We start from the raw sequence: 26,553 nt of genomic DNA on the forward strand, positions 1-26,553 counted from the left end.
GAGAAGGTGGCGCGAAGCGCCGGATGAGGGGTATCTATCCGCGGTTACAGCATTATCGAATGAGAGAGGGGGTCACTCGCGGAGAGAGACCCCTCACCCGGCTTCGCTTCGCGAAGCCACCCTCTCCCACAAGGGGAGAGGGTGCAGCGTGCGTGTGGCGCGAACTACTGCATCGACACCAGCGAGAAGTCGATGAACCAGCTCTTCGGCTGCACGACGCCGGTCACCTTCGGGCTCATGGCGCGCGGGCCGACGTCGTGGGCGACGTAGAGGAAGGCCGCGTCGTCGACGGAGGCTGCGTGCAGCTCGGCGAGCGCGGCATCACGCGCGGCCGGGTCGAAGGTCTGGCGCGCCTTCTTCACCAGCTCGTCGAACTTTGGATTGTTGATGAAACCCCAATTGTTCGAGACCGGCGGCGCCATGCCCGATTGCAGGAAGCGCACCAGCGCAAAGAACGGATCCATCGCCGCATAGGTGACGTTGGTCGCGTTCGAGCCGTTCGCGCTCGGATCCTTCACGCCGCGGCGCCAGTTGGTGAACAGCGTGTTCCACTCGATGACGTCGAGCTTCACGTCGAAATAGCATTCGGCAAGCGCCTGCTGGAGATACTCGTTCATCGGCAGCGGCTGCATCTGGCCCGAGCCCGACGCCGAGGTCTGGATCTTCACCTCGAGCTTCTTGTTCGGGCCGAAGCCGGCCTCCTGCATCAGCTTTTGCGCAGCCGGCTTGTCATACTTGATCTGGAAGGTCGGACTGCCGCGCCAGGGATGGCCGGGCTCGAACGTGCCGCTCGCCGGCACCATGAGCCCTGCGAGCAGGCCGTCCTTGAGGCCTTCACGGTCGACGCAGAGGTTTGCCGCCTTGCGCACACGGATGTCGTTCCAGGGCGAGCCCTCGACGCGCGAGAACTGCCAGGGCCAGACGTGCGGCTGCTCGTTGGCGTAGAGCTTGAAGCCGCGCTGCTTCAGCTCGGGCAACGCGTCCGGCGCCGGCGCCTCGACCCAATCGACCTGCCCCGAGAGCAGCGCCGCGGTGCGTGCATTCGCCTCGGGCATCGGCAAAAGCACCATCTTGTCGACCTTGGGCACGCGATCCTTGTTCCAGTAGCTCGCGTTCTTCACCAGCTCGAGCCGCTCGCGCGGGGTGAAGCTCGCCATCTTCCACGGGCCGGTGCCCGCGGCGTCCTTGGCGAACGCGGTCCAGGCGGCCTGCGACTTTGCCTTGGCGTCGGCGCCTTCCGCCTTGTCATAGAAATGCTGCCACTTCGCCGGGCTCGCCATGAAGAGGTTGGTGAGGTTGATCGGCAGGAAGCTGTCGGGCTCCTTGGTGGTGAGCTCGACCGTCATGTCGTCGATCTTCTTGGCGGAGGCCAGCGTCGGCATGCGCGACGCGGTGACGCCGACCTGGCTGGCGTCGAACTGCGGCGCGTCCTGCTTCAGCACCTTCTCGACGTTCCACACCACGGCATCCGCATTGAACGGCGAGCCGTCATGGAAGGTGACGCCGGGACGAAGCTTGAAGGTCCACTTGGTCTTGTCGGCATCGTCGACCTTCCACTCGGTCGCAAGGCCCGGGATTACCACGCTCGCCTTGTCGGCCGAGGACAGGTCCCAACCGGTCAGCGCGTCGTACATAGTGAGGCCGGTGAAGCGATTGCCTTCAAAACCCTGATCGGGCTGGCCCAATGTGCGCGGAATATCGGCAGCGGTCATGCCGATGCGCAGCACGGTGTCGGCACTGGCCGCGCGCGGCCAAGCGGCCGCACTCGTCAGCGCCAGCGCCGCGATCAGCGCCGCGCGGGTCTTGTTTTTCTTGATCAGCATCGTCTCAGTCCTCTTCTGGCTTTCAATGACTAATTTTGATGCAAACGTATGCAATGGCTATGCCAATGGGGAAACTTTTTCTGCAAATTGCCCCTGCGACGACAAGTCTTTGTGATCACGTGTCGGCAAAGGCACCGTCCTGCCTATTCTGGCATCAAGATTGCAAGTTTGGCCTTGAAATCTCCTGGGAGCTTTGGGCCATGCGTATCCGACTATCGACCTGCCTCGCCGTGCTTGCGCTGGCGGCTTCCGCAATCTCCGCACGCGCCGAAACGGTGGTGCGCTACGGCATCTCGATGGCGGACATTCCGCTGACGACCGGCCAGCCCGATCGCGGCGCCGGCGCCTATCAGTTCACGGCCTACACGATCTACGATCCGCTGGTCGCGTGGGAGATGGACGTCGCCGACCGCCCCGGCAAGCTGGTGCCCGGGCTCGCCACCGAATGGAAGGTGGATGATGCCGACAAGACCAAATGGCGCTTCACCTTGCGCAAGGGGGTGAAGTTTCACGACGGCAGCGAGTTCAACGCCGATGCCGTGATCTGGAATCTCGACAAGGTGCTCAACGACAAGGCGCCGCAATTCGACAAGCGGCAGAGCGCGCAGGTGAAGACCCGGCTGCCGTCCGTCGCGAGCTACGCCAAGATCGACGACTCCACGGTGGAGATCACGACCAAGACGGTCGACTCGTTCTTTCCCTATCAGATGCTGTGGTTCCTGGTCTCGAGCCCAACGCAATACGAGAAGCTCGGCAAGGATTGGGACAAGTTCGCCAGCCAGCCCTCCGGCACCGGCCCATTCAAGCTGACCAAGCTGGTGCCGCGCGAGCTTGCGGAGCTCACCAAGAACCCGGACTACTGGAACAAGAAGCGGATTCCCAAGGTCGACAAGCTCGTGCTGGTACCGATGCCGGAAGCGCTGACGCGCACCAACGCGCTGCTCGCCGGACAAGTTGACCTGATCGAGACGCCGGCGCCGGACGCCGTGCCGCAGCTCAAGGCGGCTGGCATGAAGCTCGTCGACAACGTCACGCCGCATGTCTGGAATTATCATCTGAGCGTGCTGCCGGGCTCGCCCTGGACCGACATCCGCCTGCGCAAGGCGCTGAACCTTGCGATCGATCGCGAGGCGGTGGTCGGCCTAATGAACGGCCTGGCCAAACCCGCCAAGGGCCAGGTCGATCCGTCGAGCCCGTGGTTCGGTAAGCCGAGCTTCGAGCTGAAATACGATCCTGCGGCGGCGAAGAAGCTGGTCGAGGAAGCCGGCTACTCCAAGGCCAAGCCGCTCAAGACCACCTTCATCATCGCGCAGGGCGGCACCGGCCAGATGCTGTCGCTGCCGATGAACGAGTTCCTGCAGCAGAGTTTCAAGGAAATCGGCATCGACATCGACTTCAAGGTGGTCGAGCTCGAGACGCTCTACACGCATTGGCGCAAGGGCGCGGCCGACGAGATGAACGCCGGCATCACCGCCAACAACATCGCCTATGTCACGTCAGACCCGCTCTACGCCATCGTCCGCTTCTTCCATTCCGGCCAGATCGCGCCGGTCGGCGTCAACTGGGGCGGCTACAAGAACCCGAAGGTCGACGCCTTGATCGACGAGGCCAAGCAGACCTTCGACAGCGCCAAGCAGGACGAACTCTTGGCCCAGGCACACGCGCTGATCGTCGACGACGCCACGCTGGTGTGGGTGGTCCACGACACCAACCCGCATGCGCTGTCGCCGAAGGTGAAGCAGTTCGTCCAGGCGCAGCACTGGTTCCAGGACCTGACGACAATTGGGGTGGAGTGAGGGCTACGTAGGCTGCTCCAGCTAACATTGTCGTCCCGGCGCAGGCCGGGACCCATTACCGCAGGATTGAATTTGGCGAAGATTGCCAACTCCGATCTCGCGCAATCACTTCCGCCTCGGAGTATGGCTCCCGGCCTGCGCCGGGACGACACCTTTGGTGAGGCGCCGCACTCGCGCAAAACCCTCCGCCGTCGTCCTGGCGAAAGCCAACTCCGATCTCGCGCTACAACTTCCGCCTCGGAGTCCCGGCCTGCGCCGGGACGACACTTTTGGTGAGGCGGCGCATTCGCGCAAAACCCTCCGCCGTCGTCCCGGCGAAAGCCTGACGACAGCGAGTGTGTGGCGGCTTTCAAACCACACGCCCGCCCCCGCTACTTCGTCAGCAGCGCATATGCCCCGTTCCAGCCTTCCGCCGGAGGATTGACCTGGAATTCCTTGATCCGCGCCTCGTACAGTTTGAACAGCTTCTCCAGCGTGTCGGCGTCCTCGCTGCGACGGCCTCGCTCGATGGCGTCCAGCGCCCCCTGCCAGTCGCGGTTGCGGTAGCAGCCGAGCATCTCGATGGTGACGTTGCGCAGGCGCTGGAAGGGGCCCGAATGCATCACGTCCTCGCGGCCGGCGATGGCGTAGATCACCTCCGGCTCGGTCTTGCCCTTGACCATGATGAAGTCGAGCTCGAGGATCGCGAACTTGTCCTTGGCGGCGAGCGCGGTCCTGGAGCCGACGATGATGGGAAAGCCGTACTCCTTCGACTGTCCCTCGAGCCGCGAGGCCAGGTTCACGCTGTCGCCGAGCACCGAATAGTTCTTCTTCAGGTCGGAGCCCATGTTGCCGACCACGCCGATGCCGGTGTTGAGGCCGATGCCGACATTGAGCGGGATATAGACGTGGCCGCCGTCAGCGGCCTCCTGCTCGCGGTCCTTGTTGACCGCGTCGATCCGCTCGAGCATCTGGATCGCCGCTTCGCAGGCGTTGACCTCGTGCTCGGCATCGTCGAGCGGCGCGTTCCAGAACGCCATGATGGCGTCGCCCATGTACTTGTCGATGTAGCCTTTCTGATCGATGATCACGTCGGTCAGCGGCGTCAGGAAGCGGTTCATCAGCGTGATCAGGCCTTGCGGATCTTGCTTGTAGCTCTCCGAGATCGTGGTGAAGCCGCGCACGTCGGAGAACATGATCGTCATCTCGCGCTCCTCGCCGCCGAGCACGAGCTTTTCCGGCGACTGCGCCAGCTGCTCGACCAGAACCGGCGACATGTACTGCGCGAACATGCCGCGGATCTGCACGCGCTGGCGCTGCTCGTGCACGAAGCTGGCGAAGATCAGCGTCAGATAGATCGCGGTGGTCGACAGCAGCGGATAGGTGAAGTCGATGAGGTAGCGGTACTGCGCGTAGAAGAACCAGGACACACCGACGAGGATGGCAGCGAACATCGCACCCGCGAGCACCAGGCGCACGGGGCCGAGATTCGGCGTGAAGGTAATGACGAGGAGGCCGATGACGAGCGCGGCGAGCAGCTCGACGCCGAGCGCGTAGTTCGGCTGGGAGATCACCGCGCCGCCGAGCACGCTCTCCAGCACCTGGGCATGGATCTCGACACCCGGCATGGTCGAGGATACCGGCGTGGTCTTGATGTCGTTCAATCCGACCGCGGAGGTGCCGACCAGCACCAGCTTGCCGGCAATCTTGCTGGGCGGCACGGTGTTGTCGAGCACGTCGGCGGCTGAGACGTAGATCGAGGAATCCTGGCGCGCATAATGCACCCAGAGCTGGCCGTTCTTGTCGGTCGGAATCTCGACACCCTTGAGGCGAACCGCCCGCACACCGGATTTGTCAGTCCGGACCAGCAGCGTCGGCGTGTTCGTCACCACTCGCAAAATCTCGAGGCTGAGCGAGGGCATGACCATGCCCTGCGCACGCATGATCAACGGCACGCGGCGGATCAGGCCGTCGCGCTCGGTCTTGATCGAGAACAGGCCGCGGCCGGCGGCGACCTTCTCGATGACGGGCACGTTGCGCAGCAGGCCCGGAAACTCAAACAGGAAGCGTTCGGCGCCCTCTTCGCCGACCGTCGCGATGCCGGTGAAGGGCAGCGACTTGTCGATCTCGGACGAGATCGCGCGCTGCCCGGTCTCGCCCAGCACCACCCGCGAGCGCTTGATAGCTTCGGAGAGGACCTGGTCGTTGGTCGGCAGCTCGCGCAACTTTGCACGGGTGGCATCGTCCAGATAGCGCATCTGGCTCGCGACCAGATCGGGGTTGAGCCGGTCGGCTTCGGAGAACACCATGTCGAAGCCGATCGTCACCGCGCCGTTATTGGTGAGGTTCTGGATCAGGTCCGCGATCCGCGTGCGCGGCCACGGCCACTGGCCGAGCTTGGCGAGGCTCTTGTCGTCGATGTCGACGATGGTGACCGGTCGCGACGTCTTGTGGCGCGGATCGATCAGCTGGAACATGTCGAAGGTGCGCAGCCGCAATTCCTGGATCGGCGGCGGGTCCCAGAGCCGAGCACCGGCGAAGACGACCAGCAGCGCCAGACACATCAGCCGCGCAAAGCCGAACTTCCGCGCAAACCACCGCCGGAGGATTTTGAGACGCTTCATTCGGGTCGGGCTTCCTGACCTGCATCACGCCGTGCGCACCGATCATGGAACGTCCGCGGGCGCTTGGCTATTCCCTGGCGGTGGAGGAGCATGGATTTTTTGCCGCGGTCGAACCGCGAGCCGGCGGGAGGCCACCGGGCGCAGATCAGGTGATGTGGAAGATGAAATCGCTGGCCTTGAGATTCGCCGCAATCACGTTCTTCAGCAACAGCGCCTCGGTCTCGGTAACCGGGGCGCCCTCCGGCTGCATGACCTGCTGGTGCCACGTGACCAGCGTGTCGCCCGAGTCCTGCTGCTGGGCGATGTGGAGACTGTAGATGGAGCTGACATCCGAGAACTGGCGCAGGTCGATCTTGTCCAGGCCCACCGTGAAGTCGGTGATGGTGTGCGAGAAATCGGTCACGGGGTGCCCGTCATCGTCATGCTCAATTGCGCCCGGTGCAAACACGAACTGATCCTTGCCGCCACCGCCGGTCAGCGTGTCGTTGGTATCGGTCGCGAAGATGACGTCCTTGCCGCTGGTACCCTGCAGCGTGATGCCCTGGCTGGTGTCGCCGGCCTCGTTGAAGATGAAGTGGACGGTATCGAACAGACCCGTGGTCTTGTCCGTCACCGTCAGCGTGATCTGGTCGGCCTCCGGAGGCTCGGGGTACTGATCGGTGCTGGCTCCGGTCGGATTGTAGGTGATGCCGGTCTCGAAGCCCGTGTTGATGTCGTCGAGCGAGCCGGACGCCGGATAGAAATCAACGCGGCTGAGATCCGGATGCGCGGTCGACACCGTGACGGTGAAGTCGTCGGTCGCGGCACCGGCATCGGTGTCGGTGACCACGAGATCGTAGATAATGTCGGTGCTGTTCTCGCGGACATGCTCGACCCGAAAGCTCTCGGTGTCGATGACCGGGCCAACGGCGGGCGCCGCCGTCACGCTCGTCCCGATGTTGGTGAGGTCGTGCGACACCGGCGTCGTGCCGCCGGTGCCCGTGGCCGTGAGATCGATCGTCGCCGGCGTCGACGCGTCGGTCGTGATGGCGCCGGCGTAGGTATCGTCGAGCGCATGGACGCCCAGTGCGTCCGGCGTCCCCGTGAAGCCGTCGGCCGGCACGAACCGGATCAGGGTATCCGGGTTCAGCACCAGCCCATGCGTGTCGCCAACCGAACCGATATCGACCCATTGATGCGTGCCAGCGAGCTCGTACTGCCAGACGCCTTGGGTGGCCGCAGCCGTATCCGACGTCACGACAATCGCCTTCAGGCTCGAGCCGGCGTCGACATCGGCGAACTTGCCCAGGAAGAGGCTGCTGATCGTCGCGCCGTCCGGATCACCGTCATTGCCGGCGACGGACGCCAGCGTCGCATCGGCGAGCGTCGGCGCGTCGTTGGTGCCGGTGATGGTGACCGTGACGTCCTGGTGAACCGAGGCACCATGGTCGTCGGTGAAGGTGACGGTGTAGACCTGGGTGATGGTCTGGCCTGCGGCCAGCGACTGCAGCATCGCATTGCTGTCGTCGAGCGTGAAGTGCCAGCCCAGCGTCGCGCCATTGCTGGTGTCGGTGCTGGATTCGGACACCGAATTGTCGAGCGTGAAGGTGCCGATATTCGTGGTATTGTCGTCGAAGCCCGGCAGAGCCGAGCTGACGGATGACGATTTGAATACCGCCTGCGCGGTATGGGTGTCGATCAGGTCGAGATCCCGGATCGCCAGCGTACCGCAGGTCGACAGCGACGAGCTCTCGTCCTCGGTGACCGCGCCGGTCGCCGCCGCCGCATCGCTGGTGACGGTCGGGGCGTCGTTGGCGCCGTTGATCGTGACCGTGACGTCCTGCGTGACCCACGCATTGTGATTGTCGGTAAAGGTGACGGTGTAGACCTGGGTGATCGACTGGCCTTCGGCCAGCGACTGCAGCATCGCATTGCTGTCGTCGAGCGTGAAGTGCCAGCCCAGCGTCGCGCCATTGCTGGTGTCGGTGCTGGATTCGGACACCGAATTGTCGAGCGTGAAGGTGCCGATATTCGTGGCGTCGTCCACGAAGCCGGGCAGATCCGCACTCGATGACGACGACTTGAACACCGCGTGCGCGGTGTGGGTGTCGATCAGGTCGAGGTCCTGGATCGCCAGCGTACCTTCGATCGACAGCGTCGCGCCAGTGTCCTCGGTGACCTTGCCAATTGCCGCCGCAGCACTGCTGGTGATGGTCGGGGCATCGTTGACGCCGGTGATCGTGACGGTGACGTCCTGCGTGACATACGCATTGTGATTGTCGGTGAAAGTGACGGTGTAGACCTGGGTGATGGTCTGGCCTTCCGCCAGCGACTGCAGCATCGCATTGCTGTTGTCGAGCGTGAAATGCCAGCCCAGCGTCGCGCCGTTGTTGGTGTCCGTAGTCAGTTCCGTCACCGACGGGTCGATCGTGAAGGTGCCGAGGTTCGTGGTGCCTTCCACAAAGCCCGGCAGATGCGCACTCGACGCTGACGACTTGAACACCGCCTGCGCCGTATGGGTGTCGATCAGGTCGAGGTCCTGGATCGCCAGCGTACCGTCGATCGACAGCGTCAGGCCCGAATCCTCGGTGACCTTACCCGTTGCCGCCGGCGCACTGCTGGTGATGGTCGGGGCGTCGTTGACGCCGGTGATCGTGACGCTGACGTCCTGCGTCACCGTCGCATTGTGATTGTCGGTGAAGGTGACGGTATAGACCTGGGTGATGGTCTGGCCTTCCGCCAGCGACTGCAGCATCGCATTGCTGTTGTCGAGCGTGAAATGCCAGCCCAGCGTCGCGCCGTTGTCGGTGTCCGTGGTCAGCTCCGTCACCGACGGGTCGATCGTGAAGGTGCCGAGGTTCGTGGTGCCTTCCACAAAGCCCGGCAGATGCGCACTCGACGCTGACGACTTGAACACCGCCTGCGCCGTATGGGTGTCGATCAGGTCGAGGTCCTGGATTGCCAGCGTGCCGTCGATCGACAGCGTCAGGCCCGAGTCCTCGGTGACCTTGCCAATTGCCGCCGCAACACTACTGGTGATGGTCGGCGCGTCGTTCTTGCCGGTGATGACGACCGTAACGTCCTGGGTGACCGTTCCACCGTGATGGTCGTCGATGGTAACGGTGTAGACCTGGGTGATGGTCTGGCCTTCGGCCAGCGACTGCAGCACCGGGTCGTTGTCGTCGAGTGTGAAGCTCCAGCCCACCGACCCGATGGAGTTGACGCCGGGGCTCTCGCCCACCGCGGTGAGTGCGAACGTGCCGATCTTGCCGAGCGGCGCGGTCTCCGAGTAGCCGGGCAGGTTGGCGCTTGCATCCGACGACTTCAGAACGAAACTGGCGGTGTGCGTGTCCGTGAGGTCGGGGTCGCTGAAGGTAATGGTGCCGTTGGCCGCCAGGGTTGCCGCCGTATCCTCGGCCACCGCGCCGGTCGCCGTGGTCGAGCCCGCGACGATCGTCGGAACGTCGTTGGTGCCTTCGACATCGACGTCGGCACCATTGATGGACACGGTGACCGGCGTGCTGACGACGCCGCCGTGCCCGTCATCGACCTGCACCACGTAGTTGAGGACCAGCCTCTCGCCTTCGGCGAGGAAGTCGAAGAGGTGGTCGGGAACGCTATATGTCCAGGTGGCCGAACCGTTGTTGCTGTTTCCCGCGCCCTGCACCACGGTCAGCGGCACCTCGACGGCCGCGATCGCGGCGAGCTGCTCCGGGGTCAGCGATGCCGTGATATCGTGGCCCTGCGCATCGAGATATTTGAACGGCTGGGTCGACGAGAGCGCCGCGCTCACGATCGGCCGGTCCGTCAGGTCGACGTCGCTGAAGGTGACGGTGCCGGTGATGGTGTCCAGGGCCGTGTTGCCGGTCCCGACCTTCTCGATGACGTTTCCGCCCGACGTGGCAAGCACCGGCTTGTCGTTGGTGCCCGTGATCGTGATGGTGATCGGGATGAACGCGGTCTCGGGGTTCACCGCGAAATTGGTATCGACGCGGACCATGTAGGTCAGCGTCAGCGTTTCTCCGGCCGCGAGGAAGTCGAAGACGTGGTCGGGGATCGTGTAGGTCCAGACCGCCGAGCCGTTGTTGTTGTTGCCGCCGTCGGCGGCGACGTTGATCTGGATCAGCGTCGCGGCGATGTCCTGCTTCTGAAGCGCGGTGAGCGAACCGGTGACGTCCTGCTGGCCGGCGCTCTTGTAGACATAGTTCGGCGCATCGGCGAGGCTCACCTTCACCGTCGGCCGGTCACCGAGGTTCTGGTCGACGAAAGTGATCCGGCCGGAGATCGTATCGGGCGTCGTGTCGCCGGTGGTGTCCGCGCGCTCGGGCAGCGCGAACGCCGTCTTCACATTGCCGCTCAAATCGAGGCTTCGCGCCAGCGGCTGGCCGGGAATACGGGTGGCGGGCGGCGTTGAAGTGCCGGGTGCCTCAGGTCCCTGCGGATTGAGGTTCGTGAAGGTTGCGATCACGACGGCACCCGACCCCGACTTGAACACCAGATCCTGGCCGGTTTGCGTGATTGTGTCGGTGAAGTTGGAGGTCAGCTTGGTGTTGGTGTTGGTGTCGGTGAACTTCAGCGTGAACACGTCCGTGATCAGCTTCTGAACGTCCGGCGACATCAGCGCATTGGTGATCGAGACGTTGCCGCCGCTGATCTGGATCATCTGGCCGGCCTGGTTGACCGTCGCGATCGGCAGCAGCGTGACCTTGTCGAACAGGATGTAGGAACCCGTCGTGCCGTTCGGCTCCACCAGCACCTGGAAGCTGGCCTGCGGCTGCGGATCGCCGCCACCGGCGGGAACGACGAAGTTGATCTGGGTCAGCACCGCCGTGCCGCGGATGCCCATGGTGGCGACCGGTGTGTCGACCTTCATGTCGCCGTGCTTGGCGGTCTCGCCGGCGACGAAGGTGATGGTGCCCGCGACCAGGCTGAGCAGCGAGGAGTTGTTCGATCCGTTGGGGTCGTAGACCATCTCGTTCAGCACCATCCTCGCATTTGAGGACAGGCCGAACACGGTGCCGTCGATGAAGGTGATACCGAGCGTCGAATCGGCACCGGTCGAGACGACGTCGCCCTTCTCGACATTGTCGCCGTTGTTCAGGATGACCGAGACGCCGTTGCGGACCGCGGTCGCGCTGCCGGAGAGTTTGGTGACGTGGCCGATGACCTGGGCCGCGGCGGCGCCGGGTGCGGCCTGCGCATATTGCACATGGCCCGTGAGCGCGTTGACGATGTCGCCGGTGAGGTGGGCGCCATCGGGCGAGGCAATCGCGGCGCGCTTGTCGCCCCTGAAATAATCGTGAACGACGAACTCGTGTCCCTCATGGGACAGCACGAGGTCGAGACCGGCGCGCTTGAACTCGCCGTTGAAGATCAGGTTCGGGTCGGGAACCACGAACGCGCCGTCGGGCACGTGACCATGCGCCTTCGCGATGAAGGGCTTGGCGGTAAAGGAATCGCCATGGACATCGCCGGGCAAGTGGGAACCCAGGCCGTCCAAGATGATCGCGGCGTCAAATTTGCCAGCGTAATTCAACCGGGCACCGTAAAAGAGTTAAAATTTAAGTAAGTATCATCCGCCTAAGCTTGCATAGCATTACTAAATCATTAGCGAAACCATCTATTGCTTGTGTGATTTCGCGTCACTTGCCGATCGGAGCCACCTGGGAGCACTGCCCTCAGAGAGAAGGCGAAGTATTTCTTGCAGTATATCGAGGTAGAATTCGAACGAATTTCACGCATTTCCAGTCATCCAAGGTAAACTGCCGTATAGATCAAGCGGCAGATACTCATGTCATCTTTTCTTCGTGGGACCCCGTGGCATCCTGCGGGAAATACGGAACTAAATCTGTGACCCAACTAACAGAACCCGTGAAATAGCGGGCCGTTAGCCATAGGCGACAGAATCAGCATGCCCACAACTTCTGCCTGCAAATGGTGCGGTTTCGCGGCAAACGGACTCCTCTTATCCCCCGATTCGTAAAATTTTACGCAATTTGGGCAGACCCGTTTCAGCCTGTCCCATGGTTTTGGGGCCCCTGGCGGCCGCGTTAAGCAGAACAGAACCGCCCGTCTCGCACTATCTCCGTGAAAGCAACAAAGCCCGGCACGACCAGGTCGAGGGGGATCTGGCGAAGCCGGAAGGGGATGTCAGATGGAGACCGCTGCTCGCTCGCGCGCCTGGCGCGCAATCCTTGTCCTGTGTGGATTGGTCCTGTTCGGATCGGTCGCAGAGCTTCGCGCCGGCACGCTGCTGTCGCCGGGTGCCGGCGTCCTCGTGCGCAAATCCGCCGAACCGTTCGGCGTATTCGCCTTTGCCATCTCGTCCGGCAGCCTCCAGCAGAAATGGTCCGCGCTGAAGTCCAGGCTCGACGACGACATGGTGCAGCTCGCGCTGTGCGACGGCGACCGGGACAATTGCGCATCGCCTGCGGCACTCAAGCTGCTCGCCATCGTCGACCAGGCCCGCGCCCGCGACGGCCGCGCCCGGCTGGGCGAGACCAATCGCGCCATCAACCTCTCGATCCGGGCCGCCAATGACGGCGTCGACGACGTCTGGAGCTCGCCGCTTGCGACCTTCGAGCGCGGCGCCGGCGACTGCGAAGACTACGCCATCGCCAAGCTGGCCGCGCTGCGACTCGCCGGCGTTGCCACCGAGGACCTCCGCATCGTCGTGGTGCGCGACACCCGCGCCGGCGAGGAGCATGCGGTTGCCGCGGCAAAGCTCGACGGCCACTGGCTGATGCTCGACAACCGCCGCATGGCGATGGTCGACGACGACGACGCGCGCACCTACCAGCCGCTGTTCGTGCTCTACCCGTCGGCCGTGATGAAATATGTCGACGAGCCGGTACGGCTGTCGATGGCTCCCGCCGAGGCGCATTGATTTTCTCGTAGCCCGATAGACCTCTCCCACAAACCCATTCCACCGCGCGATCCGTGACGCTAGCATGCCTCCGGCAATGCGGGGGACGACCGGAATGCGGTTCATCGGACTGATTGTGCTCGCGCTGCTGACGCTCGCGGCACCCGCGTTCGCGCAATCCGGCCCATCCGACCGCTCCATCGCCGACAGACTGCCGCTGTTCGCCAAGAACAACTGCCAGCAGATTCGCGACCCCGGCAATCAATTGTTCTGCGGTGACGCCGAGCTTGCCGCCGCCGCCGAGAAGCTGAGCACGGCAATCGAGGCACGGCTCGCGCGCCTGCCCGATCGCCTGCCGGCGATCGAGGAAAACGCCATCTGGATCCGACAGCGCAATCTCGGCTGCGGCATCATCGGCCAGACCGCGATCCGCGCCGACGATGTCAGCCGGGTCATGGCGTGCCTTCTCAAGGTGACCGAGGAGCGGGCCGCGATCCTGCGCGATCCGGATTTCGACTGTCTCGCAGCCAACACCGCCGCAGGCGCGCTGATCTGCGCCGACCCGTCGCTGGCGCTTGCCGAGACCGAGTTGAACAGCCAGGTGCTCGGCCTGATCGGCAAACTGGACCCGACCGCGGCCCGCTTTGCCTTCGCCGAATACGGCCGGTGGACGCGAGAGCGCGACCGCAGATGCAATCTCGTCGGCAAGGAGAACGTGCCGCTGCAAGAGCTCGAATCCGCGGAAAGCTGTCTTGCCGACTACCTGACGCACAAGACCGACGACATCCGCGCCGCCAAGGGTGATCCGAAGAAGGTGTTCGGCCGCCAGGTCGCGGCCCGGTCGCCCGACACCGACGCCGTCGACTTCTGCGCCGCGCGGATTCACGCGGCCAATTCGTGCGGCAATTTCCTGCGCATCAACCGCGTCTACGCCGTCGACAGCCAGGTGACCGACCAGGAGGCGCAGGTCACGGGCGAGATCGAAATGGTCGTGCTGGCGCCCTTCACCACTTGCAGCAGGGTCGCCTCCGCCTGCACCGGCACCTGCTGGGACGCCAGGACGGGTCGTCCGCAGCCGGGAGCCGCCGGCAACAAGGAGCGCTCCGCGGACGCCTTCAACGTCACGCGCCGCCTGAGGATCCAGCGCACCTTCGCCTTCGTGAAAGCCGCCGACGGCTGGCGCTGCCGAGAAGACGAACTGGCACCGGTGAATTCGGGCACCGCGGGCGGGGGATCGTAGCGATTCTTCCCTTCTCCCCTTTTGGGAGAAGGTGGCGCGAAGCGCCGGATGAGGGGTTCTCACCACGCGTCAGACTGTTCGTGAGGATAGAAACCCCTCACCCGGCTTCGCTCACGCGAAGCCACCCTCTCCCGCAAGGGGAGAGGGTGCACCGTCATCGCCGCGAGATATCAAAACATCAGATTGTCCTTCACCAGCACCCAGCGGCCGTTCTTCACCTGCTGCACCTGGGTGACGGTGGTGGCGAGATGGTTGGTCTTCGAGAACACGGTCGGCGGCGAATTGAAGATATCCTGGAACTTGTCACCGGACTCCAGCGCGTCGAGCATCTTCTGGCCAGTGAGATCCTTGCCAGCCTTGTTGGCATAATGCGCGAACGTCATCACCGCATTGTAGCCGATGATCGCCTGGGTGTTGGCGTCGGCGTTGAACATCTTCTTGTAATTGACCAGCCAGTCCTTCACCTTTCCCTTCGCGGTGTCTTCGTAGGGAATTTCGAAGTTCGAAGCGGCATACAAGCCTTCCACCACTTCCTTGCCGAGCGCCGGCACTTCGAGCACGTTAACGGGCGTGGCACCGAGGAAGGTGACCTCCCAGCCGAGCTTCTTGGCCTCCGTCATGGTGCCGATAGGCTCACGGAGGACGGCACCGAGCACGACGAGGTCGCAGCCGTCGGACTTCATCTTGGCGACCTGCGCCGAGAAGTCGGAGGCGCCGCGCTTGTAGCTCGTGATCGAGGCCGGCTGCACCTTCATGACGGCGAGCTGCTGGTTAAAACCATCGAGCACGTTTTTTCCGTACTCGTCGTCCTGATGCATGATGCACGGCTTCTTGAAATTCTTTGCCTCAATCATGTATTTGAGCGCTGCGCGTGTGCTCTCGACATAGGGCAGGAGGTTGTTGAACTTCAGCCGCTCCTGCGGCTTGGCCGGATCGAACTTGAAGGTGAACTCGGCCGCCGTCAGCGGGAAGAGCTGAAGCACGCCGGCGTCGAGCAGGATATCCTGCGCAGCGAGCACGGTCGGCGATCCCATTGGTCCCACCATCGCGAAAATCTTGTCGCGCTCGATCAGCTTTTGCGAAGCCAGCACAGCTTTCTTCGGATCGTAGCCGCTATCCTCGACGACCAGCTTGATCTTGCGGCCCTGGACACCGCCCGCCGCGTTGATCTCCTCGGTCGCCATCTTCATGCCGTTGGAGACCGGTACGCCCCAGCCCTTGATCGGGCCCGACAGGTCCTGATGCGTGCCGATGACGATCTCGGATGCCGAGATGCCTTCATTGGTGACCTTCGTTTGAGCGGCGGCCGGCAGACAGGTCAGCGCAAGGGCGCTCACCGCCAGGCCCAGCGCCTTCAGCGATTTCGACATTGCAGTCTCCTCCTTCAGTGGCCCGTGTTGAGCGAAGGATCGGGCCTCTCAAGCCTTCGCCGTTTTCTCAAATCCATCTCTCTTGAGCATGATCCTCCGGATCATGCTCAAGCAACCGCACGCTCGCGATACATCGCCTCGATCTCGGCGGCGTAGCGCTTGTTCACGAAGCCGCGCTTCAGCTTCATGGTCGGCGTCAGCTCCTCGTCCTCGGGCGTCAGTTGGCGCTCGATCAGATAGAACCTCTTGATGCTCTCGACGCGGGCGAAATTGCCGTTGACCTGCTCGATCTCGCGCCAGATCAGGTCCTGGATCTCCGTCGCCCGGCACAGGCTCGCATAATTGGTGAAGGGGATGTCGTGGTCCTGGGCGAACTTCTCGACATTCTCCTGGTCGATCATCACGAGGCAGGTCAGATACGGCCGCTTGTCGCCGATCACCACGGCATCCGAGATGTAGGGCGAGAATTTGAGCTGGTTCTCGATCTCGGACGGTGTGATGTTCTTGCCGCCGGAGGTGATGATGATGTCCTTCATCCGGTCGGTGATGCGGACGAAGCCTTCATTGTCGATGGTGCCGACATCACCGGTGTGTAACCAGCCGCGTTGATCGATGGTCTCGGCGGTCTTCTCCGGCTGGTTCAGGTAGCCCATGAACAGGAAGTCGCCCCTGATCAGGATCTCGCCGTCGGGTGACAACGCGACCTCACCCCAGGGCACGGCCGTGCCGACCGAGCCGAGCTTGATCCGTTCCGCCGGCATCATGGTGGCGACCCCGCAATTCTCGGTCTGACCGTAGAGCTCGTGCATGTCGATGCCGAGCGCGAGATACCAGCGGATCAGTTCCGGCGCGATCGGCGCCGCGCCGGTGAAGGCGATACGGCAGCGGTCGAGCCCGATCATGCGGCGGATGTTGCGGAATGCGATGCGATAGGCGAGATGATTTGCAATGCGCAGCGACAGCGGCGGCGTCCTGCCCTCGATCCGGCAATCGACCATGCGGTAGCCGACCCCGATCGCACGGCGATAGACCCATTGCTGAAGCGGCGTCGCATCCTTCAGCGCGATGGTGACGGCGGAATAGAATTTTTCCCAGATGCGCGGCACCGCGAGGAAGATGGTCGGCTGCACCTCGCGTAAGTTGTCCGGCACCGTCTCCGGGCTTTCGGCAAAGTTCATCACCGAGCCGAGGGCGACCGAGATGTAATAGCCGCCGATGCGCTCGGCGACATGGCAGAGCGGCAGGAAGATCAGCCGGTCTTCGTTCTCCCGCGCCGGGATGAAGTCGTTGGCATGCCGCATCTGGTGCGTGACGCTGCGGTTGGCGTGCATCGCGCCCTTGGGGGGACCGGTCGTGCCGGACGTATAGACAAGGACCGCGAGATCGCTCGGGCTGCGGCTGTCGATCATCTCCTGCCACAGTGCTTCGCGCCCGACCATATGGTTGCGCCCGAGCGCGCGAAACTCCTCGAGCGACATCACCATGTCGTCGGAGAAGCCGCTGAGGCCCTCCATGTCGAACACGACGATCCTTTGCAGGGACGGGCAGCGTGTGCGGCAGGTGAGGATCTTGTCGAGCTGCTCCTCGTCCTCGGCGAAGATCACCTTCGTGCCGGAATCGTTGACGAGATACTGGACCTGGGACGATGCATCGGTCGGATAGATTCCGGAGGAGACGCCGCCGGCGCACAGGATGCCCATGTCGGCATGGACCCATTCCGGCACGGCATTGGCGATGATGGAGGCGACGTCGCCGGGCATGAAACCGATCGCGCGAAGCGCGTAGGCGATCTCCTTCGAGATCTCCAGCCACTCGCGCCAGCTCGTCGGCTGCCAGATGCCGAATTTCTTCTCGCGGATCGCCGGCCTGTCGCCCCGCGTCTCCGCGGCACGCAAGAAGCTTTTCGCGATCGTATCAGCGACCGTCAGCACCACCGCTCGGGCCATGCGCGTCTCCTCCTTGTCGCTGTCCGCTCCGCTGCCTGCCTTGCCGGCGGTCTATGTCTTGCGGACGGGCAATCCCATTTAACGCCAATTCCTGCTTTAACGCCAAAACTTCCTTTAACGCCGAGTCTTCCAACGCCAAGTCTTCTAACGCCGAGTCCCCTAACGCCACGTCTTCTTCTTTTTCCAGCGCCGCTCGCCTCGCGCGCCCGCCTCCTTGGCGCCAAGGTAGAATTCCTGGATGTCCTGGGAATGCATCAAGCGGTCGCAGCTGTCGTTCATGACGATCCGGCCGATCTCCAGCACGTAGCCGTAATGCGCCGTCTCCAGCGCCACCTTGGCATTCTGCTCGACCAGCAGGATCGACATGCCCTGCTCCTCATTGACCCGGCGGATGATCGTGAAAATCTCCTTCACCAGGATCGGCGACAGGCCGAGCGAGGGCTCGTCGAGCAGCAGCAGGGTCGGCCGGTTCATCAGCGCGCGACCGATCGCGAGCATCTGCTGCTCGCCGCCGGAGAGCTGGCCGGCCGGCTGGTCGATACGCTCCTTCAGCCGCGGGAAATAGCCGTAGACGCGCTCCAGATCCTCCGCGACGCCGTCCCGGTCCTTGCGCGGATAGGCGCCCATCATCAGGTTCTCGCGCACGGAGAGGAACGGGAACACCTCGCGCCCCTCCGGCACGTGGCTGAGGCCCAGCCGCACGATCCGGTCGGCCTCCATGCGCTGGATCGGCTTGCCCATGAACTCGATCGTGCCCTTCTGCGGATCGAGAATGCCGGAGATCGTCTTCAGCACCGTGGTCTTGCCGGCGCCGTTGGCTCCGAGCAGCGTCACGATGCGGCCGCGGGGCACCTCAAGCGAGATGCCGCGGATCGCCATGATCGGTCCGTAATAGCTCTCGACGTTGGAGAGCTTCAGGATGATGTCCGGAGTCACCGCGGCATCCATCGCATCAGGCTCCCAGATACGCGGCGACGACGTCAGGGTGCTGCTGCACCTCGGCCGGCGAGCCCATCGCCAGCACCCGGCCATAGTTCAGCGCGATGACGCGATCGGAGACGCGGTTGACCAGCGACATGTCGTGCTCGACCATCAGCACGGTGACGCCGAGCTCGTTCTTCATGTCGCGGATCCAGAACGACATGTCGTCGGTCTCCTCGACATTGAGGCCCGAGGACGGTTCGTCGAGCAGGATCAGCTTCGGCTCCGAGCACAGCGCCCGCGCGAGTTCGATCACCTTGCGCACGCCGTAAGGAAGGCCCGAGATCAGTTTGTCGCGATAGGGTTCGAGGTCGAGGAACTCGATCACCTGCTCGACCCGGCGGCGATGCACCTTCTCGTTGGCGCGTACGCTGGGCAGGAACAGCAGTTCCTGCCAGAGCTGCGTGGTGGAATGGCGGTGGCGTCCGACCAGGAGGTTGGACAGCACGGTCGCATTCTCGAACAGCTCGATGTTCTGGAAGGTGCGGGCGATGCCGAGTCTTGCGATATCGTAAGGCGGCTGCTCGGTGATGTCCTGGTCCTCGAATAAGATGCGGCCCGAGGTCGGCCGGTAGATGCGCGAGATCAGGTTGAAGATCGAGCTCTTGCCGGCGCCGTTGGGACCGATGATCGAGAGGATCTCGCCCTTCTCCACCGCGAACGACACCGCATCGACAGCCTTGAGGCCGCCGAAATGCAGCGACAGATTCTCGGCGCGGAAATAGCTCATCGGTTGCGCTCCGACTTCACGTAGATCTTCTGCCGCTTGAAGGTGGCGCGCTTGTAGAGCGGGAAGAGCTGGAAGAAGAGCTTGATCTTGAGCCAGCGGCCGTAGAGCCCGAGCGGCTCGAACAGCACGAACAGCACGATGATGATACCGTAGATCGCGCCCTTCAGCCCGTTGAGCGAGGCGAAGGCTGCGACCCTGGACTGGGCCGCTCCCTGCGCGCCGGCGCCGAAAGCGGCGGCAATGCCGGCGATGATGCCGGGCATGTCGTCCTTCAAATAGGTCAGGAACGGGTCGATCATCACGATGAAGATCGCGCCCAGCACGGCGCCGTGCAGGCTGAAGCTGCCGCCGATCAGGATCACGATGATGAACTCGATCGAGAGCTGGAGCGTGAACATCTCCGGCGAGATGAAGGAGAGCTTGTGCGCGAACAAGACGCCGGCAAAGCCGGTGATCGCCGCCGAGATCGCAAAGGACTTCACCTTGTAGAGCGCGACGTTGATGCCCATGCTGCGCGCCGCGGTCTCGCTGTCGCGGATCGCGACGAAGGCGCGGCCCGTCGGCGAGCGCAACAGATTGAGCGTGCCGACGATGGTCAGCACCAGCACGGCGAGACACAGGAAATAGAAGGTGGGGCTGTCACGCGGCACCGCGACGCCGAGCAGCGACAGCGTCTTGACCCGCATGCCCTCGTTGCCGTTGGTGACGCTCTCCCAGCGCGCCAGGACCTCCTCGACGATCAAGGCAAAGGAGATGGTGGCGATGACGAGATAGATGCCCTGGAGCCGTAGCGCGGGAAAGCCGACCATCGCGCCGATGCAGCCGGTCAGAAGACCTGCGGCGAGGAAGTAGACCGGGAACGGAACGTTGTATTTCTGCAAATAGGCCGCCGTGTAGGCGCCGATCGCGAGGAACGCCGCGTGCCCGAGCGAGGCCTGGCCGGTGAACCCGGTCAGGATCAGCAGCGCCACGCCGACGGTCGCATAGATGCAGACGAAGACGAGCTGGCTCATCAGATAGCTGGAGAGCACGTAAGGCGCGATCAGCAGCAGCGCGAGCAGGATGCCGTAAGAGACGAAATAGCCCGAATGCGGGAACAGCTTGATGTCGTCTTCGTAGTCGGTCTTGAACAGGAAGCGCATGGCGTTCAGACCTTCTTGCGGACGTGAAGGCCGAACAGGCCCTCGGGCTTGAGCAAGAGCACGGCGAGCAACACGATGTAGGGCGCGGCGTCCTTCCAGCCCTCGGCCAGATAGAAGCCGGCCATGCTCTCGATCACGCCGATCAGGACGCCGCCGACCACCGCGCCCGGGATCGAGCCGAAGCCGCCGAGGACTGCGGCGGGGAATGCCTTGAGCCCGAGCACGAGGCCGACATTGGAGTGGATGAAGGTGATCGGCGCCAGCAGCACGCCGGCGCAGGTCGCGACCGCCGCGCTGATCGCCCAGACGATCGACACCACGCGCTTGACCGGAATGCCCATGTAATAGGCCGCCAGCATGTTCTCGGAACTGGCGCGCATCGCGGTGCCGAGCGTGGTCTTGTTGAAGAACAGCCAGAGCAGCGTGCACAGGATCATCGTCGCCGCGATCACCGAGAGCTTGTCGTAGGCGAGCACCAGCGAGCCGATCCGGAGCACGCCCTGGCTGAACGGCGTCTCGATCTTCAGATCGTCGGTGCCCCAGATCATGCCGGCGATCGAGCGCAGGAAGTAGCCGAGCCCGATGGTCGCCATGATGATGGAGAATTGCGGATAGCCGAGGATCGGCCGCACCACCACGCGTTCTGCCAGCATGCCGAACAGCGCCATCGCGGCCACCGCACCGGCGAAGCCGATCCAGTAATTCAGGCCCATCATGCCGATGAAGGTGAAGGCGAAGAAGCCGCCCAGCATCATCAGATCGCCCTGGGCGAAATTGACGACCTCGGTCGCCTTGTAGACCAGCACGAAGCCGAGCGCGATCAGGCCGTAGACGCAGCCGAGCGCAACACCGCTGACCAGCTGCTGAACGAAATCCAGCATCGCCGCGCTTCCTCCTGACGCAACCGGCGGCTCTTCGATCGCCTCGTCGCATCTTGTGTCCAGTCGCTACGCAGTCGTTTCGCTGCGTTAGCGCCATTTGTCCCGGCGCCAATTCAGCCTGAACCGCCAAGCGCTGTCAACAAACGGTGACTTGCCTTTAGTCCAAGACGGATGACGGAATTTGCGGCAATGCGATTCACCGTGCCGAAACATCTTCAGGTCATGGTCGCGGGCGATGCAAAACCGGATGGTATGGCCGTCATGAAGCCGGACAGCTCGGCGCTCGAAGTCCGAGGGTTAACGAAGCGTTTTGACCGTCTGGCGGTCGATGGCCTCGACCTCACAATTCACGCCGGTGAATTCTACGCCCTGGTCGGCCCCAACGGCGCCGGCAAGACCACCACGTTGCGCATGGTTGCGGGCCTCTTGCGGCCCGACGCCGGCGCGGTCTCGATCTTCGGCATCGATGCGCTCCAAAATCCGGTCGCCGCCAAGCAGGTGATGGCGTGGGTCTCCGACGAGCCCATGATCTACGACAAGCTGACGCCGCTGGAGTACCTCGAATTCGTCGCCGGGCTCTGGGGCATCGCGCCATCCGTCTCGGAACCGGTCGCCGAGGGGCTGCTCAGCTCGCTCGGGCTCGAGGCACACCGGCACGAACGCTGCGAGGGCTTTTCCAAGGGCATGCGCCAGAAGGTGGCGCTGGCCGGCGCGCTGGTGCACGATCCTCGCCTCATCATCCTCGACGAGCCGCTGACGGGGCTGGATGCCGTCTCCGCCCGCCACGTGAAGGGCCTCCTGAGCGAGCGCGTCCGCGCCGGCTGCACCGTGATCATGACCACGCATATTCTCGAGGTTGCCGAGCGCATGGCCGACCGCATCGGCGTGATCGCCTCGGGCCGCCTGGTCGCCGAAGGCACGCTCACCGAGCTGCGCCAGCAGAACGGCCATGCCGACACCAGCCTGGAAGATCTCTTCATCGCACTGGTGACGCTCCAGGAAGCCGCATGAGCTCGGCGACTGCGCTGTCCTGGTTTGCCCGCCACGAGCTCCGGCTCGCCTGGCGCGAATGGCTAGCCGTGATGACCGGCGGCCGGCGCAAGCGGACGCGCGCCGCCGTCATCGGCCTGCTTCTGTTCGCAGCGCTCCTGCACGTGCCGGCCTGGGCCGTGATCGGCCACCTCGCGGACCTGCAACTGCCGCTCGACAAATCCTCGCTGATCGTGATCACGGCGACGATCTTTCTGGCCTGGACCTTGATGCTGTCGCAGGCGATCGAATCGGTGACGCGGGTGTTTTACGCCCGCGCCGATCTCGATCTGATCATGTCCTCGCCGGCGACGCTGGCCAACCTGTTCTCGGTGCGCATCGCCGCAATCGCGCTCGCCGTCACGGTGCTGGCGCTGTTGTTCTCGACACCCTTCATCGACGTGCTGGTGATCGGCGGTGGACCGCGCTGGTTTGCGGCGTTCGGCGTCGTCGTCGCGATGGGCCTGTCGGCCGCGGCGATCGCGATCGCCGTCACCATCCTGCTGTTCCGCCTGATCGGCCCGGCGCGGACGCGTTTCGTGGCGCAGATCCTCGCCGCCATCATCGGCGCCGGCTTCGTGATCGCGCTCCAGGTCGCCGCGATCATGTCCTATGGCACGCTGTCGCGCATCACCATCCTGACCTCCGGCACCTTCGCCGAACACGCCCCCGACCTCGACAGTATCTGGTGGTGGCCGGCGCGGGCAGTGATGGGTGACAGCGAGGCACTGCTGCTGCTTCTCGCGCTCGGGCTGATGCTGCTGGGCAGCGTCATGGCGATCTTCTCGGGCCGCTTTGCCGACACAGCGATCGACGCCGCGGCTTACGGCACATCCGGCCGCCGAAGCGCGAAGCAGCGTCCGTTCCGCGGCGGATCGCGGCAGCAGGCGCTGCGCCGCAAGGAATTTTCGCTGCTATGGCGCGATCCCTGGCTGATCTCGCAGACCCTGATGCAGCTGCTCTATCTGGTGCCGCCGGCGCTGCTGCTCTGGCGCAGCTTTGCCGAGAGCTCTGCCGCACTGACGCTGATCACGCCCGTGATCGTGATGGCGGCGGGACAGCTCGCCGGCGGGCTGGCCTGGCTGACGATCTCGGGCGAGGACGCCCCCGACCTGGTCGCAACCGCGCCGCTGACGCCGTCCAGCGTCATCCGCGCCAAGATCGAGGTGGTGCTGATCGCGATCGCGGTCATCTTCTGCCCACTGGTCGCGGCGCTGGCAATTGCCTCGCCGATCCAGGCTGCGGTCAGTGCCGGTGCGATCATCATCGGCGCGGCCTCCGCGACCGCGATCCAGCTCTGGTTCCGGGTGCAGGCCCGGCGCAGCCAATTCCGCCGCCGCCAGACCTCCTCGCGGCTTGCGACCTTCGCCGAAGCCTTCTCCTCGATCGGCTGGGCCGCGACCGCCGCGCTGCTGCTCGCCATGCCCCTCGCCGGCCTCGTCAGCGGCTTGATCACTGCGAGCCTCGTCGCCATCACCTGGAAATTCAGCCCGCGGCGGGAGTGAGGGTGCGACACTGACGCGCTGTTGATCGCAGCCCATTGGCCTCGCGCTGCGTTGCACGCTAGACTTTCCCCTGAAGTCATCGGGGACGGATATGTGGCGACTTGTTTCGGCGGCTCTGGCGCTGTTCGGCGCGTTCCTCTCGCCTGCCCTCGCCCAGCAGCAGCCCCAGCGCAGCGAGTGCCTGGCGATGGCCAACACCGCGCCGCGGGTCATGCCGGTCGCCTTCAGGCAGGCGACCGCCGCCGCGGAGGTCGAGATCACCTACGCCGGCCATTCCACCTACACCATCGACACGCCCGGCGGCTTGCGCATCGCGACCGACTATAGCGGCGCCTATCAGGTCGGCCGGCTGCCCGATGTGGCCACCATGAACCGGGCCCACAGCACCCATTACACGCTCTTCCCCGACAAGCGCATTCCCCATGTGCTGCATGGCTGGAGCGAGGACGGCAAGCCGGCCATCGTCTCTGAGCGCATTGGCGACGCCTTCATCCGCAACGTCACCACCGACATCCGCCGCTATTTCGGCGACGATGCCGGCACCGACATGATCCGCGACGGCAATTCGATCTTCATCTTCGAGGTCGCCGGCCTCTGCATCGGCCATCTCGGTCACCTCCACCACAAGCTCGACGACAGCCATTTCGCCCAGATCGGGCGGCTCGACATCGTGATGGTGCCGATCGACGGCACCTACACCATGTCGCTGGACGGCATCTCCGAGATCACCAAACGGCTGCGCTCCTCCGTGGTGCTGCCGATGCACCGTTTCGCGACCCCGCTCGACGATTTCATGCGCCGGATCGGCCAGCAGTTCGAGATCGACCGGCGCCTTGAGCGCTCCTTCCGGATGTCGCGCGATGCGCTGCCGTCGAAGCCGACGGTGATCATCCTCGACGGCGTCTGAGGCGCAATTTTCTCCAAGCCGGCTGTCGCCCATTGGTGTTGATCTTCCCGCAACAGGAGATCGACATGACCGACTTTGCGCGATTGTTGCACGCGGATGGACCAAACCCCGAGCACGCCGCGGCGCTCCAGCTTTACGGCCGCTTCGTCGGGGACTGGGATGCCGAGATCATCGCCCGCGGCCCCGATGGAACGAAACATGTCGCGTCCGGCGAAATCCATTTCGGCTGGGTGCTCGAAGGACGCGCCGTCCAGGACGTCTGGATCATTCCCCGTCGCACCGGCAGCCCGGCCTTTCCGATCGCCGGCAACTGGTACGGCACGACGCTGCGGGTCTATGACCCCTCGATATCCGCGTGGCGGATCTCCTGGTTCGATCCCGGCCGCAGCGTGTTCCGCCAGCAGATCGGCCGCCCGCGTGGCGATGATATCGTACAGGAAGGCACGACCGAGTCCGGCGACCTGACGCGCTGGAGTTTTACGGAGATCGCCGACGACGCCTTCCATTGGCTCGGCGAGGTCAAGCCGACTGCAGCGTCTGACTGGCGGCTGGTGGTCGATGTGAGGGCGAAGCGGCGCAAGGGCTGACGACCGCGCCGTTGTGCTCGCGGTGAAGGGCGAGGTTGCGCGGCGCGCGCTGCTGGACGCAAGGACGAGATGCTAGGCTCCCGATATAAGAACAAAACGGGAGCGAACGCCGATGGCTGCAAGTGGTCTACCCGCCAACACGAGCGGGCTATTCGTCGAGCCGCGCGAGGACTGGCTCGCGCTGCATCAGGAGGAGATCATCGATCCCTCGCGGCCGATCGTCGATCCCCATCACCACCTCTGGAATCGCGGGCACCGCTACCTGATCGAGGAGATGGCGGCCGACATCGCCTCCGGCCACAACATCATCGCCACCGTCTATGTCGACTGCCGCTCGATGTATCGCGCGCACGGGCCCGAGGCGTTCCGGCCCGTCGGCGAAGTCGAGTTCGCCAACGGCGTCGCCGCGATGAGCGCAAGCGGTGCTTACGGCACGGCCGCGATCTGCGCCGGCATCGTCAGCCATGCGAACCTGCTGCTGGGCGACGCCGCCAGGCCAGTGCTGGAAGCCGAGATCGCGGCGGGCAACGACCGTTTCCGCGGCATCCGGCATTCCTCCGCCTGGGACCAGGATCCTGTCGTCGCCGGCATGTATGCGAACCGGCCGAAGGGACTGCTGCAGGATCCGACCTTCCGCAAGGGCTTTGCCTGCCTGGCGCCGCTGAACCTCAGCTTCGATGCCTGGCTGTTCCATCCGCAGATCGGCGAGCTGACCGAGCTCGCGCGCGCCTTCCCCGACACCAGGATCGTGCTCGACCATTGCGGCGGCCCGGCCGGCGTCGGCCGCTTTGCCGGGCGGCGCGAGGAGGTGTTTGCGCAATGGCGCGCCTCGATCCGCGAGATCGCCAAATGCGAGAACGTGGTGGTGAAGCTCGGCGGCCTCGCGATGTGCCTGCTGGGCTACGATTTCCATCTGCGCGAGAGGCCGCCGTCATCCCAGGAGCTTGCCGCGGCCTGGCGGCCCTATATCGAGACCTGCATCGAGGCGTTCGGCGCAAGACGCGCGATGTTCGAGAGCAATTTCCCGCCGGACAAGGGCCAGTGCAGCTACCAGGTGATCTTCAACGCCTTCAAGCGCATCGCGGCGCCGCTGAGCGAGGCCGAGAAGACGGCGCTGTTCTCGCAGAGCGCGACCGATGTCTACCGGCTCGACTTGCCGTCATGACAAG

Annotated in this window: 17 protein-coding genes; 8 read left to right on the top strand and 9 right to left on the bottom strand. The window is 64.1% G+C overall.

The window, feature by feature from the left end:
- Nucleotides 1-164: 164 nt before the first annotated feature.
- The gene (locus tag XI08_RS37425; protein WP_271578259.1) at nucleotides 165-1,823 is read right to left on the bottom strand and encodes an ABC transporter substrate-binding protein; all 1,659 of its coding nucleotides are present in this window, start codon (nucleotides 1,821-1,823) and stop codon (nucleotides 165-167) included.
- 200 nt (nucleotides 1,824-2,023) lie between these two features.
- Here XI08_RS37425 and XI08_RS37430 point away from each other — a divergent pair, with 200 nt between their 5' ends.
- The gene (locus XI08_RS37430) at nucleotides 2,024-3,619 is read left to right on the top strand and encodes an ABC transporter substrate-binding protein (RefSeq protein WP_271578260.1); all 1,596 of its coding nucleotides are present in this window, start codon (nucleotides 2,024-2,026) and stop codon (nucleotides 3,617-3,619) included.
- Nucleotides 3,620-3,990: 371 nt separating this feature from the next.
- On the opposite strand, the gene XI08_RS37435 is transcribed toward XI08_RS37430, so the two are convergent.
- Nucleotides 3,991-6,222 (bottom strand): CHASE2 domain-containing protein, encoded by a 2,232-nt coding sequence (locus XI08_RS37435; RefSeq protein WP_271578261.1) that lies wholly within the window; start codon nucleotides 6,220-6,222, stop codon nucleotides 3,991-3,993.
- Nucleotides 6,223-6,367: 145 nt separating this feature from the next.
- Nucleotides 6,368-11,680: a VCBS domain-containing protein gene (locus XI08_RS37440; protein ID WP_271578262.1), complete on the bottom strand. Its 5,313-nt coding sequence runs from the start codon at nucleotides 11,678-11,680 to the stop codon at nucleotides 6,368-6,370.
- Between the two features lie 675 nt (nucleotides 11,681-12,355).
- On the opposite strand from XI08_RS37440, the gene XI08_RS37445 reads away from it, so the two are divergent.
- Together XI08_RS37445 and XI08_RS37450 are read left to right on the top strand one after the other, a co-directional pair.
- Nucleotides 12,356-13,087 carry a transglutaminase-like cysteine peptidase gene (locus tag XI08_RS37445; RefSeq protein ID WP_271578263.1) on the top strand — a complete coding sequence of 244 codons (732 nt, stop codon included), beginning with the start codon at nucleotides 12,356-12,358 and terminating at the stop codon, nucleotides 13,085-13,087.
- 94 nt (nucleotides 13,088-13,181) lie between these two features.
- Nucleotides 13,182-14,306 carry a lysozyme inhibitor LprI family protein gene (locus XI08_RS37450; protein ID WP_271578264.1) on the top strand — a complete coding sequence of 375 codons (1,125 nt, stop codon included), beginning with the start codon at nucleotides 13,182-13,184 and terminating at the stop codon, nucleotides 14,304-14,306.
- A 170-nt stretch (nucleotides 14,307-14,476) separates the two neighbouring features.
- On the opposite strand, the gene XI08_RS37455 is transcribed toward XI08_RS37450, so the two are convergent.
- The 6 genes from XI08_RS37455 to XI08_RS37480 form a co-directional block, all read right to left on the bottom strand.
- Nucleotides 14,477-15,676 (bottom strand): ABC transporter substrate-binding protein, encoded by a 1,200-nt coding sequence (locus tag XI08_RS37455; protein WP_027543432.1) that lies wholly within the window; start codon nucleotides 15,674-15,676, stop codon nucleotides 14,477-14,479.
- Nucleotides 15,677-15,783: 107 nt separating this feature from the next.
- Entirely contained in the window at nucleotides 15,784-17,622 is a 1,839-nt protein-coding gene (locus XI08_RS37460) for an AMP-dependent synthetase/ligase (RefSeq protein WP_271578265.1), read from the bottom strand.
- A 159-nt stretch (nucleotides 17,623-17,781) separates the two neighbouring features.
- The gene (locus XI08_RS37465) at nucleotides 17,782-18,570 is read right to left on the bottom strand and encodes an ABC transporter ATP-binding protein (protein ID WP_271578266.1); all 789 of its coding nucleotides are present in this window, start codon (nucleotides 18,568-18,570) and stop codon (nucleotides 17,782-17,784) included.
- A 4-nt stretch (nucleotides 18,571-18,574) separates the two neighbouring features.
- The gene (locus XI08_RS37470; protein ID WP_271578267.1) at nucleotides 18,575-19,333 is read right to left on the bottom strand and encodes an ABC transporter ATP-binding protein; all 759 of its coding nucleotides are present in this window, start codon (nucleotides 19,331-19,333) and stop codon (nucleotides 18,575-18,577) included.
- The gene (locus XI08_RS37475) at nucleotides 19,330-20,475 is read right to left on the bottom strand and encodes a branched-chain amino acid ABC transporter permease (RefSeq protein WP_271578268.1); all 1,146 of its coding nucleotides are present in this window, start codon (nucleotides 20,473-20,475) and stop codon (nucleotides 19,330-19,332) included. The genes XI08_RS37470 and XI08_RS37475 overlap by 4 nt, the downstream gene beginning before the upstream one ends.
- 5 nt (nucleotides 20,476-20,480) lie before the next feature.
- Complete coding sequence (locus XI08_RS37480) at nucleotides 20,481-21,356, bottom strand: branched-chain amino acid ABC transporter permease (RefSeq protein WP_025575149.1); 876 nt, start codon at nucleotides 21,354-21,356, stop codon at nucleotides 20,481-20,483.
- A gap of 261 nt (nucleotides 21,357-21,617) precedes the next feature.
- On the opposite strand from XI08_RS37480, the gene XI08_RS37485 reads away from it, so the two are divergent.
- From XI08_RS37485 to XI08_RS37505, 5 genes are all read left to right on the top strand, one after another.
- Nucleotides 21,618-22,367, top strand: coding sequence for an ABC transporter ATP-binding protein (locus tag XI08_RS37485; RefSeq protein ID WP_027543436.1), 750 nt, complete (start codon nucleotides 21,618-21,620; stop codon nucleotides 22,365-22,367).
- A complete protein-coding gene (locus XI08_RS37490) occupies nucleotides 22,364-23,890 on the top strand; it encodes a permease (protein ID WP_271578269.1) in 1,527 nt (508 codons plus the stop codon). The genes XI08_RS37485 and XI08_RS37490 overlap by 4 nt, the downstream gene beginning before the upstream one ends.
- 91 nt (nucleotides 23,891-23,981) lie before the next feature.
- Nucleotides 23,982-24,797, top strand: coding sequence for an MBL fold metallo-hydrolase (locus XI08_RS37495; RefSeq protein ID WP_027543438.1), 816 nt, complete (start codon nucleotides 23,982-23,984; stop codon nucleotides 24,795-24,797).
- Nucleotides 24,798-24,862: 65 nt separating this feature from the next.
- A complete protein-coding gene (locus XI08_RS37500) occupies nucleotides 24,863-25,384 on the top strand; it encodes a hypothetical protein (protein WP_271578270.1) in 522 nt (173 codons plus the stop codon).
- Nucleotides 25,385-25,496: 112 nt separating this feature from the next.
- Nucleotides 25,497-26,549: an amidohydrolase family protein gene (locus tag XI08_RS37505; protein ID WP_271578271.1), complete on the top strand. Its 1,053-nt coding sequence runs from the start codon at nucleotides 25,497-25,499 to the stop codon at nucleotides 26,547-26,549.
- Nucleotides 26,550-26,553 lie beyond the last annotated feature (4 nt).

The organism is Bradyrhizobium sp. CCBAU 11361 (assembly GCF_028128935.1).
Taxonomy (GTDB): Bacteria; Pseudomonadota; Alphaproteobacteria; order Rhizobiales; family Xanthobacteraceae; genus Bradyrhizobium; species Bradyrhizobium niftali.

What these genes read in the sequence shown, in the direction of transcription:
- XI08_RS37425 (WP_271578259.1), bottom strand. Translation starts at nt 1,823, where the DNA reads ATGCTGATCAAGAAAAACAAGACCCGCGCGGCGCTGATCGCGGCGCTG.
- XI08_RS37430 (WP_271578260.1), top strand. Translation starts at nt 2,024, where the DNA reads ATGCGTATCCGACTATCGACCTGCCTCGCCGTGCTTGCGCTGGCGGCT.
- XI08_RS37435 (WP_271578261.1), bottom strand. Translation starts at nt 6,222, where the DNA reads ATGAAGCGTCTCAAAATCCTCCGGCGGTGGTTTGCGCGGAAGTTCGGC.
- XI08_RS37445 (WP_271578263.1), top strand. Translation starts at nt 12,356, where the DNA reads ATGGAGACCGCTGCTCGCTCGCGCGCCTGGCGCGCAATCCTTGTCCTG.
- XI08_RS37450 (WP_271578264.1), top strand. Translation starts at nt 13,182, where the DNA reads ATGCGGTTCATCGGACTGATTGTGCTCGCGCTGCTGACGCTCGCGGCA.
- XI08_RS37455 (WP_027543432.1), bottom strand. Translation starts at nt 15,676, where the DNA reads ATGTCGAAATCGCTGAAGGCGCTGGGCCTGGCGGTGAGCGCCCTTGCG.
- XI08_RS37460 (WP_271578265.1), bottom strand. Translation starts at nt 17,622, where the DNA reads ATGGCCCGAGCGGTGGTGCTGACGGTCGCTGATACGATCGCGAAAAGC.
- XI08_RS37465 (WP_271578266.1), bottom strand. Translation starts at nt 18,570, where the DNA reads ATGGATGCCGCGGTGACTCCGGACATCATCCTGAAGCTCTCCAACGTC.
- XI08_RS37470 (WP_271578267.1), bottom strand. Translation starts at nt 19,333, where the DNA reads ATGAGCTATTTCCGCGCCGAGAATCTGTCGCTGCATTTCGGCGGCCTC.
- XI08_RS37475 (WP_271578268.1), bottom strand. Translation starts at nt 20,475, where the DNA reads ATGCGCTTCCTGTTCAAGACCGACTACGAAGACGACATCAAGCTGTTC.
- XI08_RS37480 (WP_025575149.1), bottom strand. Translation starts at nt 21,356, where the DNA reads ATGCTGGATTTCGTTCAGCAGCTGGTCAGCGGTGTTGCGCTCGGCTGC.
- XI08_RS37485 (WP_027543436.1), top strand. Translation starts at nt 21,618, where the DNA reads ATGAAGCCGGACAGCTCGGCGCTCGAAGTCCGAGGGTTAACGAAGCGT.
- XI08_RS37490 (WP_271578269.1), top strand. Translation starts at nt 22,364, where the DNA reads ATGAGCTCGGCGACTGCGCTGTCCTGGTTTGCCCGCCACGAGCTCCGG.
- XI08_RS37495 (WP_027543438.1), top strand. Translation starts at nt 23,982, where the DNA reads ATGTGGCGACTTGTTTCGGCGGCTCTGGCGCTGTTCGGCGCGTTCCTC.
- XI08_RS37500 (WP_271578270.1), top strand. Translation starts at nt 24,863, where the DNA reads ATGACCGACTTTGCGCGATTGTTGCACGCGGATGGACCAAACCCCGAG.
- XI08_RS37505 (WP_271578271.1), top strand. Translation starts at nt 25,497, where the DNA reads ATGGCTGCAAGTGGTCTACCCGCCAACACGAGCGGGCTATTCGTCGAG.